We start from the raw sequence: 14,027 nt of genomic DNA, 5'->3' as shown, positions 1-14,027 counted from the left end.
GACACAGCTTAGAATGACCGGCATGAAGAACCCAGAGCGAAAAGTCCGCAAGGCTGTTATCCCCGTTGCGGGACTCGGCACCCGTTTCCTTCCGGCCACGAAGGCCATCCCGAAGGAAATGCTGCCGGTGGTCGACAAGCCTGCCATCCAGTACGTGGTTGAAGAAGTTGTCGATGCGGGGCTGAACGATGTCCTCATGATCACCGGACGCAACAAGCGCCCGCTGGAGGACCACTTCGACCGTGTTGACGGCCTGGAAGAAACGCTGCGTGCCAAGGGCGATGACGCCAAGCTGGAAAAGGTGCAGAAGGCCAGCAGCCTCGCGGATGTCCACTACGTCCGTCAGGGCGACCCCAAGGGTCTGGGCCACGCTGTTCTCAAGGCCGAACAGCACGTGGGCGACGAACCGTTTGCCGTGCTGCTGGGCGATGACCTCATCGATGAGGCCAACCCCATTCTGCCGACCATGATCAAGGTGCAGGAAGCCACGGGCGGTTCGGTTGTCGCACTCATGGAAGTTCCGGCAGAAGACATCAGCCTATACGGCTGCGCGGCTGTTGAAGATGTTGCCATTGACGGTGTTGACGCTGATTCGGCCGTCAAGATCACCGGCCTGGTCGAAAAGCCCGCCGCAGACGAAGCTCCGTCGAACTACGCGGTCATCGGCCGTTATGTTCTCGCGCCTGAAATCTTCCCCGTGCTGGCCAAGACCCCTCCCGGCCGTGGAAACGAAATCCAGCTGACGGATGCTCTGCAGACGCTGGCCGAGGACCCTTCGTCCAACGGCGTCTACGGCGTTGTGTTCTCCGGCGACCGCTACGACACCGGTGACAAGCTCAGCTACCTCAAGGCTGTTGTCACTCTGGCCGGCCGTCGCGATGATCTGGCGGAAGATCTCAACAGCTGGCTGCGCGGCTACGTGGCTGGGCTTGACTGACCTGTGTGATTCACTGGGTGCAGCTGCACCCATGTCGCACAATGACAACCGGGAGGTTCTCTGATGACCGCAGGTCAATGGCAGCCGCCGCGCAGAAGCGCGGCTGTTGCTCCGCTCGGCGGCGATTCGCTGGCCGCACACGCCGCGACCGCCGTTCACGAGGAGCTCGACAGCGCAGGCTTCGCCGCCCTCGAGGCACTCCTGCCCGATGTCGCCGGTGTGGGTCCGCTGTGTGATGCCTTTGCTGATTCGGCGGATCTGCTTGTGCTCATCGGCGGGCTGAGCGCCGACGACAGCATGGACGTGGCCGGTGCGCTGTCGCAGTTCACCGACACTCTGCTGCCGGGGCTGCAGGCGATCATCTTTGATTCGGCTCGCCGGCACGGCGCGAACCACGTGCTGTTCACGGCCCCGTGGGTCGGCTGGGTCGGCACGACTCTCGCCATTGCCTTGCCCGCTGACGAGGCGGTCGCAGCTTCCGTCATGTCCGAAATCCTGCCGCTGTACGCGGCCTTGTTGGATCAGCGTGATAACGGCACCGTGCCGGGTGGGCCGTCGGGTGGTTTTGGTTCCCGAGGCGGTTCGCGCGGCAGCTCTCGCGGTTGGGGCGGCCCGCAGCGCGGTCAGTCACAAGACAAAGGTGCCGATAACGACCAGCCCGGCGGCGCCTCGATCCTCCAGATGCCCCGCCCCGTCACCCCTGACGATGAAGGTGACGCCTAAGCGCAGCTCCTGGGTGTGTTTGGTGTGGGTGTTCCATGGTGGCCGATGCGGCTGACCGGGCCGCAGGGTGTGATTCTGCGGCCGCTGAAACGCGCTGACGCTGAAAAGTTTGCCGAGGTCAGGGTCGCTAATCGCGATTGGCTCCAGCCCTGGGACGCAACCCTGCCCGGTGTGGACATACGGGGTGGTGCCTTGGCAGGGGAAGCCCCTGGTTCTGACGAGGTTCTGGAGGGCCCCGAACTCGAGGCCGCCCTCCGCAAAGAGCGCGCAGCCTTCCATTCCATGCGGCGGGCACTGCAGTCGCAGGCCAGACGGGGTGGGGCGCTGCCGTTCGCTCTCGAGGTGGACGGCAGCTTCCGCGGGCAGGTCACCGCGTCGAGTATTCAGTGGGGGTCGATCAGCTCAGTGCAGATCGGCTACTGGATCGATTCGCGTCTTGCCGGCCGTGGACTCATGCCGCTGGCTGTCGCGATGACCGTTGACGCGTGTTTCTTCGACCTGGGGCTGCACCGGGTCGAGATCAACATTCGGCCCGAAAACAGCAAGAGCCTGCGCGTGGTTGAGAAGCTCGGCTTCCGCTTTGAGGGTGTGCGCCGCGGGTACATGCACATCGCGGGCAACTGGGCGGACCACCGTTCCTACGCGCTTCTTGCTGACGAGGTGCCGACTGGGCTCGCCAGCGCCTACATCCGTGACCGCGGGTGGGGTCAGAGGTAAGCCCGGCCTGACGTGAAGTGTGGTCGGCGGCCGGAGAGCGCCTCGGGAATTGAGCTCCTCGGCAGGTGAGGGGGAGTGGGTTTCTGGAGGGCGCCTCGGGCAGGGAAAATGAGTGGACGCTGACAATGTGACAGACACACCGCGAGGCATCCCCAATCCGACATTGGGTGTGCATATTGTTGTGTTTTGGATGATCAGCGAAATCGGCGCCGGACGGACACATCTATGAATTCACACAGCTCATCGCAGATGCGCGGCCCGCAGGAAACTGCACGCGGCGCGCAGAATGCTGCCCCGACCCGTGAAGCTGCAGTTGACGGCGCACACGGTGGTGCTGAGGTTGGTGCCGGCGTGGACACACGGAATGTGCGTCGTGCTCTCGGCGTTGGTGTTCTGTTCTTCGGTCTGGCAACGATCGTCACGTTCGTCTTTGCTCTGTTCACGGCCCTGACCTGGGCGGTTCCCGTTCTGAGCGCGGCTATGGCGCTCAGCTGCGTGCTGGTTGTCATCGCCATCAACGGCGAAGCATCGGAAGGTGCCGTAGCGCGCCGCTCGGCACCGGTGGCTTCGTCTGCTGCGCCTGTGGCTGCGGCTCCGGCGGCGAAGGCTGCTGAGCCTGCCCCGGCGGCGAAGGCTCACGCCGCGAAGTCTGAACCTGCCGCGCCCGCCGCCACCGCTGAAGCGCCCTCTGTCAAGGTCACCCCGCAGGTGCCGGCCCAGAAGGGGCAGACGAGCGGCACCTCGTCCGTTTCGAAGCTCATGTCGAACCGCAGCGGTGCGGCTCGCGAAACTCGTGCGGAGCGTGTGCGTCGTCTGGCGGCAAGCTCCATGCGCCGTAACGATGTTCCCAGCCGCGAGGTGCTTGACCTCGAGGCCCCAACCGGCGAAATTCCAGTTGTTTCCACTGGTGAGAAGCGTGTGCGCGAGGTTGTCGCGAGCAGTGAGTTTGCACCTCGTCCGGTGCCGGAGCCGACGTACGTCAAGGTGGCTCGTGCGGCTGGCGAAAGTGCGGCGCAGGACGGCGCAGCTGTTTCGGCTGCCGAACGTGAGTCCGCTGCCGAACACTTCGCTGCTGCCGAGGGCACTGTTCCCGAACTCGTCGATGCTGCGAAGGAAGACGACGGCACCGCTGCTCTGAAGCACGGCCGGAAGGCTATTCGCGCCGATAAGCAGGTTGCGAAGCCGGGTGCCGTGTCGCGTGCCGCGGAGGACGCCGCATACGAAAAGGTCAACGACCTGCTGGCGCGCCGCCGCGCTTGATCTTTAGCCTGCGGCTGCGTTCAGCTCGCCGCCGCGCCTGAGTTCTAGCGCTTCAAGCCCCGTCCGGTTCTTACACCGGGCGGGGCCTTTGCGTTTCAGCGTCTGCATACAAAAGTGGGGGCGGGCTCGATGCCCGCCCCCACTTTTACGCCGCAGCTAACGCGCCCAACCGCAGTTGACGCGCCCGGCTGCCGCAGCTAACGCCTAACCAATCACCCCACGGGTGTGGCGACGTATTTGATTTCGAGGTATTCGTCGATGCCGAACTGCGAACCTTCGCGGCCCAGGCCGGATTCCTTCACACCGCCGAAAGGCGCAGCCGGGTTGGATACCAGTCCGGTGTTGAGTCCGACCATGCCTGCTTCGATCTGCTCGGACAGGCGGAGTGCCTTTTCGAGGTTCTCGGTGTACAGGTAGGACGACAGCCCGAATTCGGTGGCGTTGGCCATGTCGATGGCTTCGTCTTCAGTATCGAAGGTGTAGATCGGCGCGACGGGACCGAAGATCTCTTCGCGGTTGATCGCAACATCGGCGGGGATGTTCGTGAGCACGGTGGGCTCGTAGAAGAACCCGTCGCCTTCAACCCGCTTACCGCCGGTCACGACGTGAGCACCGGCCGAAACGGCTTCGTCCACCAGTTCAGCAACCTTGTCGAGTGCCTTTTCTTCAACCAGCGGGCCGATGTCAACGCCGTCCTCAAGCCCGTTGCCAACCTTGAGCGCCGACATCCGCTCCGCCATCCGCTTGGCGAATTCGTCGGCAACAGATGAGTGCACAATGAGGCGGTTTGCGGCAGTGCAGGCTTCGCCGATGTTGCGCATCTTCGCCTGCATTGCACCTTCGACGGCCTTGTCGAGGTCGGCGTCTTCGCACACGATGAACGGTGCGTTTCCGCCGAGCTCCATGGAGGTCTTGAGCACGTTGTCAGCGGCCTGCTTCAGCAGGTTCTTTCCGACATCTGTGGATCCGGTGAAGGAGATCTTGCGCGCAATGCCGGATTCCATCCACGGGGTGACCACGCGGCGTGCCGAGCTCGACGTGACGACGTTGACAACACCTGCGGGAACACCGGCTTCGACCAGCACTTCCATAAGCATGAACGATGTCAGCGGGGTCAGCTGCGCGGGCTTGAGCACAACGGTGCAGCCTGCTGCCAGTGCGGGTCCGATCTTGCGGGTGCCCATGGCCAGCGGGAAGTTCCAGGGTGTGACCAGGATGCACGGGCCGACCGGCTCCTTGGAGATCATGAGGCGGTTCTTGCCGTCGGTGGACTTCATGTAGTCGCCGCCGATGCGCACGGCTTCTTCGGAGAACCAGCGGAAGAATTCAGCGCCGTAGGCGACTTCGCCCTTGGCTTCGGTGAGCGATTTGCCCATTTCAGCGGTCATGACCGCACCGATTTCGTCCTGCTTCTCCATGAGCAGTTCGAAGGCGCGGCGCAGGATTTCTCCGCGTTCGCGCGGCGGTGTGGCAGCCCACGATTTCTGTGCCCGGCCAGCTGCTTCGATGGCGTCTTGGGCGTCTTTTTCGCTGCCGTCGGCAACTTTCGCAATGACTTTACCGGTTGCGGGGTTGATGACGTCGATGGTGTCGCCGGTTTCGGCGTCGCGCCACTGCCCGTCAATGAACAGTCCGGTGTTGACCTTGTCGATGATCGACTGCACGTCCATGCTTGAGCCGTCCTTTCTTGTCGCTCCTGTGCCAGTGTATGCCCCCGAGGGCGCCGCCCGGCTGACCGTTTTGCCTGCTGGTCAGCGCCTGTTCTGGCCAGCTGACGAGGCGCCGCTCACCACCGCACACCACTGCCCGGTTTCGCTGTGCTCACCGGGCGTGCGCGGGTGCGGCGCTCACTTCACGTGTTCGGCGTATTCGGGGTGCTTTTCGATGTAGTGCTCGACGTAGCTGCACGAAGGTGTGAACGTGAACCCGTCCTGGACGGATTCACTGAGTGCACGCCCGACGATCTTGCCTGCAACGCCTTTTCCGGTGTAGCCGTCGTGGGTGACGGTTTGGAAGAAGTCGCGGTGGGTGCCGTTTTCGCTGTAGGCGGCGAACCCAGCTTCTTTGCCGTCGATGAATCCGACGTAGCGCTTGGTGTCCGCCTGGTGTTCGATGTTGACGTCTGTCATGGATCTCCCTTTCTGTCTCCGGCTGGCCGACGCACCTCGGCGCTCTCTGGTTGAAGGCCGTGACCTGGGCCAGCCGCGTCTCATCCGGCCCAACGAGGTGAGACACTCACCTTATTCCGTTTACAGTGGTGAGCAGCACATGCAAACCCGACCGCCAAAACCCGCACACCCAAAGCGCACCGCCAAAACCCGTGGGAGGTTCCCTTGTTGAACATCGATGCTGAAACCCTGCTGTCGACGGTGTCGTCAGCTCAGGCGCGCGACGGCATGCGCGAAGCTCTGCGTGCCGGCTATAACCCGGACACGTGCCTGCCGCGCACATCGGCGGATCTTCCCAACGGCCAGTTCCTGTTCATGCCCAGCGCTGTCGATGACTTCGTGGGCATCAAGGTGCTCACCCTGACCCCGGAGAACGCTGACCGCGACCTGCCGACAATTCAGGGCTGCGTCCTCCTGTTCGACGGTCGGACCCAGGCACCTCTGGCGACCGTCGATGGTGCCGCGATCACTGAGCTGCGCACTCCCGCCCTGTCAATGGCCGGTGTGAAGGACGTGCTGCAGCGCCGCTTCACCAACGGCGTTCACATGGTGATTTTCGGTGGGGGAGCGCAGGCCGCCGCTCACGTTGAGGCCGCCCAGGCGACGGTGCCTGTCACCTCGCTGACCGCCGTTGTCCGCGGTGAAGGCAAGGCACAGAGGGTTGCCGACAAGGCCGCCGAGTTCGGCATCGAGTTCACGGAAGCTATCTCCAACAGCCCCGAAGCAATTGAAGCCATCGAACAAGCCGGCTTCATCGTGACCGCAACCGGCGCCTCGGAGCCTCTGCTGGAGGACTCTCACGTCCGCAACGATGCTGTCCTCGTCGCGATGGGCACCCACCTGCTGAACGCGCGTGAGCTTCCCGGCGATCTGCTGGGCCGTTCGACCGTCGGCGTCGAATCGATTGAAAACGGCAAGCGCGAAGCCGGCGATGTCCACCAAGCCATCGAAGAAGGCCACCTGACCTGGGATGACGTTCTGTCGTTCAGTGAAATCGCGAAGTCTGAGGGCGCCTGCATTCCCGACGACCGCCCGTTCGTGTGGAAGTCGGTCGGCCAGGGCTGGGAAGACATCGTCGTGGCCGGCCTGGCCTATCGCGCTGCTCTCAGGGGCCCCACCGCACTCAAGGACTCCGACAAGTGAGCGCCCTGACCATCCGCCAGGCTGAACCCGCCGACGCTCCCGCACTGGTCGACCTCATTGAGTCGGCCTACCGCGGGGATCGTTCGCGCTCCGGCTGGACGACGGAGGCGGACCTCCTGGACGGCCAGCGGGTCGACCTGCCCATGGTCGAGGAGATGCTCGGCACCTCGACTGTTCTGGTCGCCTTTGCCCAGGATCACGAGGCGCCTGCCGGCTCCCGCTCTCCTCTTGCCACCGTGACGCTTACGGATGAGGGCGATGGTGTGGCGTATTTCGGTACGTTCGCGGTGTCACCGGAAGCGCAGGGGAGTGGCGTGGGCAAAGAGCTCATGGCGTTTGCCGAATCCTTCGCGCAGCGCGAATGGGGTACAACTTCCATGCGGATGACGGTCATCAGCAAGCGCGCGGAGCTCATCGCGTTCTATGAGCGTCGCGGCTATCGGCGCACGGGCGAAACCGAGCCGTTCCCCTACGGGCAGGAGCGCTTCGGTGTGCCCAAGGTCGATGACCTCGAGTTCGCGGTCTTCAGCAAACCGCTCGGCTAACCGCTGTCCTGAATCCTGTTTCTTAGCAGGTGGGATTACGCGCCGCGGGTTGTGTGATCGTGGGCACATTGGGTTTAGACTCGTCAGTAGCCATCCGCCGGACAGTTCGTGTGCCAGCGGTCGGCCCACATAGACGTGGGTTGGCTTCTGCGCTTCGGCCTGTGCGGCGGCACGCTGTTTCCACAGGAAGCGAGGACACATGCTCAAGGGAATCCCTTCAACTCTCGGTGACAGCTACCAGCTGAACACCACCACTCTGATGCGGCACGCGGTGAAGAACTTCCCGCAGCAGGTCATCACCCACCGCACGAACGACGGTGAATGGCACAACACGACGTACGCCGATTTCGGCAAGCGAGTCAGCCGTTTGGCGCACGCTTTGGACAAACTGGGCATCGGCCCGGGCACGATGGTCGGTGTTGCCGACTGGAATTCGCTGCGCCACTTCGAGCTCTACTTCGGCATTCCGGGTGTTGCGGCGACGATGCTGCAGATCAACATCCGCCTGGCTCCGACTGACATTCAGTACGTTGTGAACCACTCGAACGCCGAGTGGATCTTCATTGACGAATCCCTCCTGCCGATCGCCGAGGCGATTGCCAAGGCCAGCTACGTCAAGGGCTTCGTCATCATGACGGACAAGCCGTCGTCGGAAGTTGAACACAACCTGCCGAACGCCTACTTCTACGAAGATCTGCTGGCGGAGGCCGCCGAAGAGCACGGCGATGACTACGAATTCCAGCAGGTCGAAGAGACCACGGCCTGCTACGCCGGCTACACCACCGGCACCACAGGCCGTCCGAAGGGCGTCTACTATTCGCACCGCTCCATGTACCTGCACGCTATGGCGGTCATCAGCAACCTCAAGGTCGACTTCACTGACGTTGTTATGCCGTTTACGCCCATGTTCCACGTGCTGTCGTGGGGCTTCCCGCAGGCTGCGATGGGTGCGGCGGCGAAGCTCGTGCTGCCGGGCATGTTCTCGGCAACCGACATCGGTCCGGTGGCAGAGGCGATTGCCCGCGAGGGTGTGACCGCTACGAACGGTGCACCGGCACTGTTTGCGCCGATTCTTGAGTACTTCCGTTCGCTGGACACTCCGCCGGACCTGTCGCGCACCCGCATGATCGCAGGTTCCACCGAACCTCCGGTTGCGCTCATGAAGGGCTTCAAGGAACTGACCGGCGCCTATGTCATCCACGGCTACGGAGCGACGGAAACGTCCCCGCTGGCATCGATCAACTGGCAGCTGCCGCCCTGGCTCAAGGACTTGTCGGAGGACGAACAGTGGGACATCCGCCGTGCCCAGGGCCTGCCGCTGCTGGGTGTGGAGTCCCGCGTGGTCGACCCCACTGGCGAGGATGTTCCGCACGACGGCAAGTCCAACGGCGAGATCATCATGCGCGGCCCCTGGATCACGGAGTCGTACTACAAGCTCGATGACAACGACGACCGTTTCATGGACGGCTGGTGGCGTTCGGGCGATGTCGCCGTCATCCTGCCGTCGGGTCACCGCAAGATCACCGACCGCCTGAAGGACGTCATCAAGTCCGGCGGTGAGTGGATCAGCTCGATCGACATGGAAAACGCCATCCTCGACGAACCCGCTGTCCTCGAAGCCGCTGTCATCGGTGTGCCGGATGCCAAGTACGACGAACGTCCCGTCGCTTTCGTCGTGCCCCGCCCCGGCAAGGAAGTCACCGACGACATGGTCATCGACGTGCTCAAGAGCCGCTTTGCCAAGTGGCAGCTGCCGGACAAGATCGTCATCACCGACGAGCTTCCCCGCACCTCGGTCGGCAAGCTCGACAAGAAGGTTCTGCGCAGCGACTGGGAAGAGCAGAACAAGTGATCTGACCAGCGCTTTTATACGCACGAGGCGCCGCCTGCCTCCCAGCCGCACCGCACCTTGGTGCGGTGCCCGGGATGGTGAGCGGCGCCTCGTCATGTGTTTCCTCTACCCTGGTGGGGTGATGAAAACCCCAGCAAAGAGTTCTGACGAGGTCCAGGCGGACACTCGTTTCTTCGGTCATCCGCTCCCGCTCGCCCAGCTTTTCGGCTTGGAGATGTGGGAGCGTTTTTCGTATTACGGCATGCAGGGGATCTTGGCGATCTACCTGTACTTCTCGGTTGCCGACGGAGGTTTGGGCTACAGCCAGACCACGGCTACCGCGTTTGTCGGTGCCTATGGCGGGGCGGTGTTCCTGGCGACCATCCTGGGCTCCTGGATTGCCGACCGTGTGCTCAGCTCCGAGCGTGTGCTGTTCAGCAGCGCGATCATCATCGTTGCAGGCCACGTGGCTTTGGCGGTTGTGCCGGGCTTTGCCGGCGTGCTCATCGGTACGGGGCTTGTGGCGCTCGGTTCGGGTGGTCTGAAGGCGACGGCCTCAGCGATTGTCGGCACGCTGTATTCGGAAAAGGACCCGCGGCGCGATGCCGGGTTCTCGTTGTTCTACCTGGGCATCAACATCGGTGCTCTGCTGGGTCCGCTGATTGTGGGTCTGCTGCAGGATCGGATCGGCTTCCACATCGGCTTCGGTGCCGCTGCTGTCGGTATGGCGCTCGGCCTGATTGTGTACATGACCGGCCGGAAGAACCTGCCGGCGGATTCGCGTAAGACGGTGAACCCGCTGCCGCGCAACAAGCTGTGGATTCTGCCTGCCGCGGTTGTGGCGGTCGGTTTGGCCATTTGGGCTGTTGTGGCTCTTGGCTGGTTGACGGTGTCGAACATCTCTACCTGGATTGCAGGTGTTTCGGCGTTTGCGGCGATTGTGTACTTCACGATCATGACCACCAGCAAGCAGGTCACCTCTGTTGAACGTTCGCGCGTGTTCGCGTTCATTCCTTTCTTCTTGGCATCGGTGGTTTTCTGGGCGCTGTATCAGCAGATCTTCGGTGTGCTGGTTGTGTACTCCGATGAGAGCCTCAACCGTTCGGTGTTCGGTTGGGAAATGCCGATCTCGTGGGTCACGCTCATTCCCGCCGCGTGGGTGATCCTGCTGTCGATGGGAACTTCGGCGCTGTGGCTTCGCATGGGTGACAAGCAGCCCTCGACCATGGTCAAGGCCGGTCTTGCGCTGGTGCTGATCGGTGTGGCGTTCCTGCTGTTCATCCCGTTCTCGTCCAGCGGCACCGGTGATGCGCGCACGCCGCTGCTGTACATGATCTTCCTGCTGATGCTGTTCGTCATTGCGGAGCTGCTCATTTCGCCTATTGGCCTTTCGGCAGCTACGCGCCTGGCGCCGCGGGTGTTCCGTTCGCAGATGATCGCCCTGTTCTTCCTGGCCTCTGGCGTGGGCACATCGCTTGCCGGTGTGACCTCGCAGTTCTACGCGGTGGACAACCAGCTGCCGTACTGGATGTGGCACGGTATTGCCGCTCTGGTCTTCGGTGCGATTGTTCTTGCCGCAGCTAAGCCGGTTACAAAGCTCATGAAGGGAGTCCGCTGATGAAGGTTGCTGTTATCGGTGCTGGCACGATTGGCCAGTCGTGGGCGAAGCTGTTCGCCTCCCACGGGCACGAGGTTGTTCTGAGCGACCCTCGTGAAGACCTCGGGGAGATCGTTTCTGATCTTGTTGGCGAGGTGCCGGCTGGGGCTGGTTCGAATTCGGCTGGTTCTGTGCGCGCTGCCGAGGGGGAAGATCCTCTGGCCGATGCCGCCTCGGGTGCTGATTTCATCCAGGAGTGCGGCCCGGAGCGTGTTGATGTGAAGCGCGAACTCTTTGCTGCGGCCGCCCAGCATGCGTCGGCGCAGGCCGTGTTTGCCTCGAGTTCGTCGGCGATTCCGGCCTCGGAAACTGCGGCGCAGCTGCCGGACGATGTTGCTGCCCGCCTGCTGGTGGGACACCCGTTCAACCCGCCGCACATCATGCCGCTGGTCGAGGTTGTTCCTTCACCGAAGACGTCGGATGAAGCGGTGCAGACGGCTGTTGAATTCTACCGCGGTGTGGGCCGTGAGCCGATTGTGCTGAAGAAGGAAGCGCGCGGTTTCGTGGGCAACCGCCTGCAGAATGCTGTGCTGCGTGAAGCTGTGCACTTGGTGCAGAGCGGTGTTGTCAGCGTTGAAGACCTTGATGCTGCCGTGCGCAATTCACTGGGCATCCGGTGGGCTGCGGTTGGGCCGTTTGAGGGTCTGCACTTAGGTGGCGGCAAAGCTGGTCTGCGCGGGCTCATGGAGCATATTGGGCCGAGTTTTGCCGAGATCGATCTGCCGCAGCCAGACATGTCTATGGAGGGCATGGCCGAGATTTTCGAGCAGGCTGAAGCCGCCTATGGAATGCCGCCCGAGGAATCGATCGCTGTTCGCCGCGACGAAATCCAAAACGCGATACTCCGTGCGAGGGCCGCTGGGCGTTGAGGCGGGCCACTGGCCGTTAAGCGGGGCTTGAGTTTCGTTTAAGCAGGCAGATCCCTCGTCGGGCCGGTTTTTCTGATGCCCGGCGGGGGATTCTGCTGTCTAGGTGGAAGATCGAGGCGAAAACACGATTTTTGCCTCCATATGCGCCCTCATCTGCACAGTGGGCTGCGCCCACCGCACACCTCACACTGCGGCGCGGTAGAAGTAGCTGGTGCGCTTGGCGATTGTGCCGTCGGCGTTGAAGACGAAGAAGTCGGCGAAGCCTTCGTGGGCGTCGGATCCGTCTTTGAGTTTGCCGTTGAATTCGCCGCGTGAGGCCGCCTGGTTGCCGTTGACAATCACGTCCAGCAGCGTGTGTTCGCCTGATTCGATCACGCGGTTTTCCAGGTAGAAGCGGCGGATGTCTTCGCCAACCATGGTGTCGTAGCCGGGGCGGTCGTAGGTGCCGTCGGCCGCGAAGAGGTCTGCGGTGGCGTTGTCGTCGCCGGCATCCACGGTCGTGTAGTAGCGGCGGACGAGGGCTTCAACGTCGGCGGGGGACAGTTCGGCGGTCATGGGCCGTCCTTTCTGTGGCGTCATTGCAGCGGGTGCGCAGACACGCTCTAGACACGTGTCTGCGACAGGCGTTCTCACCAGAGGTTTCGCGCTCCGGCTGTGTGTTCTCTACGATAACTGTGAATCAGCACACGAACGCAAAGGAGCGCTCTTATGTCGGACTCCGCAAACGGACATCCTGACGGCACAACACCAAACGCCAACACCACTCAGGCAAACACCCCGCCCAGCTCGGCGGCCGCCCCGGCGGTCATGCGCCCGCTTAACTCACTGCTTGAGAAGTGGACTCCGTCGGCGCTCATGTTTGCGATCGTGCTGAGTGTTGTCGTTGGCATCCTGGCGCTCATCCTTACCCCGACCAAACCTGTCGATGTGCTGGTCGGCTGGGGTGATGGGCTTTCGGGCCTGCTGGAGTTCATGACCCAGATGGCGCTCATCATCTTCTTGGGCCATATGTTGGCGCACACCCAACCGGTGCGGAAGCTGCTGGCCAAGATTGCCGATGTGCCTTCCGGCCCCCGCTCTGCCTATGTCCTGGTCTTTGTGGTGGCTGGCGTGTCGGCCCTCATCACGTGGGGTCTGTCCCTGGTTGTCGGTGCGCTGTTGGCAGTCGAGGTGGCTCGTTCGGCTCGCCGTCGCGGCTTCAAGGTGCACTTCCCGCTGCTTGTTGCGGCTGGCTATTCGGGCATGGTCGTGTGGCACATGGGCTATTCGGCTTCGGGCCCTCTGACTGCGGCAACGCCCGGTTCGTTCCTTGACGAGGCGATGGGCGGCACCATCCCGGTTTCGCAGACCATCTTTGCGTGGTGGAACCTGGCTGCGGCTGCGTTGGTGCTCATTGTCATGGCGATTCTGTTTGCGTTGACCGCCCCGAAGCCGGGCGCCCCGATTGTTGAAATGCCTGCGGAAGTTGAGCACGGCGAAAAGCCCTTCGTGGGCGAAGAGATCGTCACCCCGGCTGATCGCATTGACGCGTCCCGCATCCCCACGCTGCTGGTGGGCCTGCTGCTTGCGGCGTATATCGTCGTCCACTTCGCACAGGGCGGCGCGATGACTCTGGACATCGTCAACTGGAGCTTCCTGACGCTCATCCTGCTGTTGGTGCGCAGCCCCTTCGAGATCATCTACCTGGCCAAGGGTGCGGCGGTCAACGTCGGCGAGATCCTTCTGCAGTTCCCGCTGTATGCCGGCATTATGGGCATCATGAGTGCGTCGGGTCTCATTGAGATCTTCTCCAACGCACTGGTGTCGATTTCCGGTCCGCACACATTCGGCGTGCTGGCGTTCGTGGCGGCAGGCGTTGTGAACTTCTTCGTCCCTTCCGGTGGTGGGCAGTTCGCGGTGCAGGGCCCGATCATGCTCAAGGCCGCCGAATCACTGGGCATCGACCCCTCAATTGCGATCATGGCTGTGTCCTACGGTGACCAGTGGACGAACATGATCCAGCCGTTCTGGGCTCTGCCCGTGCTGGCTATTGCGGGTCTGAAGATGCGCGACATTCTGGGCTACACCACGATGACGCTCGTGGGTTCGGGCATTGTTTTGGGCGGAACCCTGTTCGCGGTGAGCTTCCTCGCCTGACGGGGTGCACAACCGCCCACCGCGCTGCACAGCCGCCGGCA

General features: G+C 62.8%; 13 protein-coding genes. 10 read left to right on the top strand and 3 right to left on the bottom strand.

Annotated elements, in window-relative coordinates:
• Window positions 1–22 precede the first annotated feature (22 nt).
• The 4 genes from galU to Bravens_RS10690 all read left to right on the top strand — a co-directional run bounded on the left by galU (window position 23) and on the right by Bravens_RS10690 (window position 3,637).
• Complete coding sequence (gene galU / locus Bravens_RS03965) at window positions 23–937, top strand: UTP--glucose-1-phosphate uridylyltransferase GalU (protein ID WP_062020500.1); 915 nt, start codon at window positions 23–25, stop codon at window positions 935–937.
• 63 nt (window positions 938–1,000) lie between these two features.
• Window positions 1,001–1,660 carry a hypothetical protein gene (locus tag Bravens_RS03960; RefSeq protein WP_062020498.1) on the top strand — a complete coding sequence of 220 codons (660 nt, stop codon included), beginning with the start codon at window positions 1,001–1,003 and terminating at the stop codon, window positions 1,658–1,660.
• Between the two features lie 45 nt (window positions 1,661–1,705).
• Window positions 1,706–2,377 carry a GNAT family N-acetyltransferase gene (locus Bravens_RS03955; protein WP_062020593.1) on the top strand — a complete coding sequence of 224 codons (672 nt, stop codon included), beginning with the start codon at window positions 1,706–1,708 and terminating at the stop codon, window positions 2,375–2,377.
• 225 nt (window positions 2,378–2,602) lie between these two features.
• The gene (locus Bravens_RS10690) at window positions 2,603–3,637 is read left to right on the top strand and encodes a hypothetical protein (protein ID WP_157452698.1); all 1,035 of its coding nucleotides are present in this window, start codon (window positions 2,603–2,605) and stop codon (window positions 3,635–3,637) included.
• Between the two features lie 212 nt (window positions 3,638–3,849).
• On the opposite strand, the gene Bravens_RS03945 is transcribed toward Bravens_RS10690, so the two are convergent.
• Both Bravens_RS03945 and Bravens_RS03940 read right to left on the bottom strand, forming a co-directional pair.
• The gene (locus Bravens_RS03945) at window positions 3,850–5,307 is read right to left on the bottom strand and encodes an NAD-dependent succinate-semialdehyde dehydrogenase (RefSeq protein ID WP_062020494.1); all 1,458 of its coding nucleotides are present in this window, start codon (window positions 5,305–5,307) and stop codon (window positions 3,850–3,852) included.
• A gap of 177 nt (window positions 5,308–5,484) precedes the next feature.
• Complete coding sequence (locus Bravens_RS03940; RefSeq protein WP_061941999.1) at window positions 5,485–5,766, bottom strand: GNAT family N-acetyltransferase; 282 nt, start codon at window positions 5,764–5,766, stop codon at window positions 5,485–5,487.
• Window positions 5,767–5,970: 204 nt separating this feature from the next.
• On the opposite strand from Bravens_RS03940, the gene Bravens_RS03935 reads away from it, so the two are divergent.
• The 5 genes from Bravens_RS03935 (at window position 5,971) to Bravens_RS03915 (ending at window position 11,850) form a co-directional block, all read left to right on the top strand.
• Window positions 5,971–6,948: an ornithine cyclodeaminase family protein gene (locus Bravens_RS03935; protein ID WP_157452697.1), complete on the top strand. Its 978-nt coding sequence runs from the start codon at window positions 5,971–5,973 to the stop codon at window positions 6,946–6,948.
• Window positions 6,945–7,493 (top strand): GNAT family N-acetyltransferase, encoded by a 549-nt coding sequence (locus tag Bravens_RS03930; protein ID WP_062020490.1) that lies wholly within the window; start codon window positions 6,945–6,947, stop codon window positions 7,491–7,493. Before Bravens_RS03935 ends, Bravens_RS03930 begins: the two co-directional genes overlap by 4 nt.
• Window positions 7,494–7,692: 199 nt before the next feature.
• A complete protein-coding gene (locus Bravens_RS03925) occupies window positions 7,693–9,345 on the top strand; it encodes a long-chain-fatty-acid--CoA ligase (RefSeq protein WP_062020488.1) in 1,653 nt (550 codons plus the stop codon).
• A 121-nt stretch (window positions 9,346–9,466) separates the two neighbouring features.
• Window positions 9,467–10,942, top strand: a complete 1,476-nt coding sequence (locus Bravens_RS03920; RefSeq protein ID WP_062020486.1) for a peptide MFS transporter — start codon at window positions 9,467–9,469, stop codon at window positions 10,940–10,942.
• Window positions 10,942–11,850, top strand: coding sequence for a 3-hydroxyacyl-CoA dehydrogenase NAD-binding domain-containing protein (locus Bravens_RS03915; RefSeq protein ID WP_062020484.1), 909 nt, complete (start codon window positions 10,942–10,944; stop codon window positions 11,848–11,850). Before Bravens_RS03920 ends, Bravens_RS03915 begins: the two co-directional genes overlap by 1 nt.
• Window positions 11,851–12,033: 183 nt before the next feature.
• Here Bravens_RS03915 and Bravens_RS03910 read toward each other — a convergent pair whose 3' ends face one another.
• Window positions 12,034–12,405 carry a nuclear transport factor 2 family protein gene (locus Bravens_RS03910; protein WP_062020482.1) on the bottom strand — a complete coding sequence of 124 codons (372 nt, stop codon included), beginning with the start codon at window positions 12,403–12,405 and terminating at the stop codon, window positions 12,034–12,036.
• Between the two features lie 252 nt (window positions 12,406–12,657).
• Here Bravens_RS03910 and Bravens_RS03905 point away from each other — a divergent pair, with 252 nt between their 5' ends.
• Entirely contained in the window at window positions 12,658–13,986 is a 1,329-nt protein-coding gene (locus Bravens_RS03905; RefSeq protein WP_062020590.1) for a short-chain fatty acid transporter, read from the top strand.
• The last annotated feature ends 41 nt before the right edge of the window (window positions 13,987–14,027 follow it).

It is taken from the genome of Brevibacterium ravenspurgense, from assembly GCF_001584615.1.
In the GTDB taxonomy this organism is placed as follows: domain Bacteria; phylum Actinomycetota; class Actinomycetes; order Actinomycetales; family Brevibacteriaceae; genus Brevibacterium; species Brevibacterium ravenspurgense.
This window is presented reverse-complemented; position numbering and strand designations above follow the sequence as displayed.

What these genes read in the sequence shown, in the direction of transcription:
- galU (WP_062020500.1), top strand. Translation starts at nt 23, where the DNA reads ATGAAGAACCCAGAGCGAAAAGTCCGCAAGGCTGTTATCCCCGTTGCG.
- Bravens_RS03960 (WP_062020498.1), top strand. Translation starts at nt 1,001, where the DNA reads ATGACCGCAGGTCAATGGCAGCCGCCGCGCAGAAGCGCGGCTGTTGCT.
- Bravens_RS03955 (WP_062020593.1), top strand. Translation starts at nt 1,706, where the DNA reads ATGCGGCTGACCGGGCCGCAGGGTGTGATTCTGCGGCCGCTGAAACGC.
- Bravens_RS10690 (WP_157452698.1), top strand. Translation starts at nt 2,603, where the DNA reads ATGAATTCACACAGCTCATCGCAGATGCGCGGCCCGCAGGAAACTGCA.
- Bravens_RS03945 (WP_062020494.1), bottom strand. Translation starts at nt 5,307, where the DNA reads ATGGACGTGCAGTCGATCATCGACAAGGTCAACACCGGACTGTTCATT.
- Bravens_RS03940 (WP_061941999.1), bottom strand. Translation starts at nt 5,766, where the DNA reads ATGACAGACGTCAACATCGAACACCAGGCGGACACCAAGCGCTACGTC.
- Bravens_RS03925 (WP_062020488.1), top strand. Translation starts at nt 7,693, where the DNA reads ATGCTCAAGGGAATCCCTTCAACTCTCGGTGACAGCTACCAGCTGAAC.
- Bravens_RS03920 (WP_062020486.1), top strand. Translation starts at nt 9,467, where the DNA reads ATGAAAACCCCAGCAAAGAGTTCTGACGAGGTCCAGGCGGACACTCGT.
- Bravens_RS03915 (WP_062020484.1), top strand. Translation starts at nt 10,942, where the DNA reads ATGAAGGTTGCTGTTATCGGTGCTGGCACGATTGGCCAGTCGTGGGCG.
- Bravens_RS03910 (WP_062020482.1), bottom strand. Translation starts at nt 12,405, where the DNA reads ATGACCGCCGAACTGTCCCCCGCCGACGTTGAAGCCCTCGTCCGCCGC.
- Bravens_RS03905 (WP_062020590.1), top strand. Translation starts at nt 12,658, where the DNA reads ATGCGCCCGCTTAACTCACTGCTTGAGAAGTGGACTCCGTCGGCGCTC.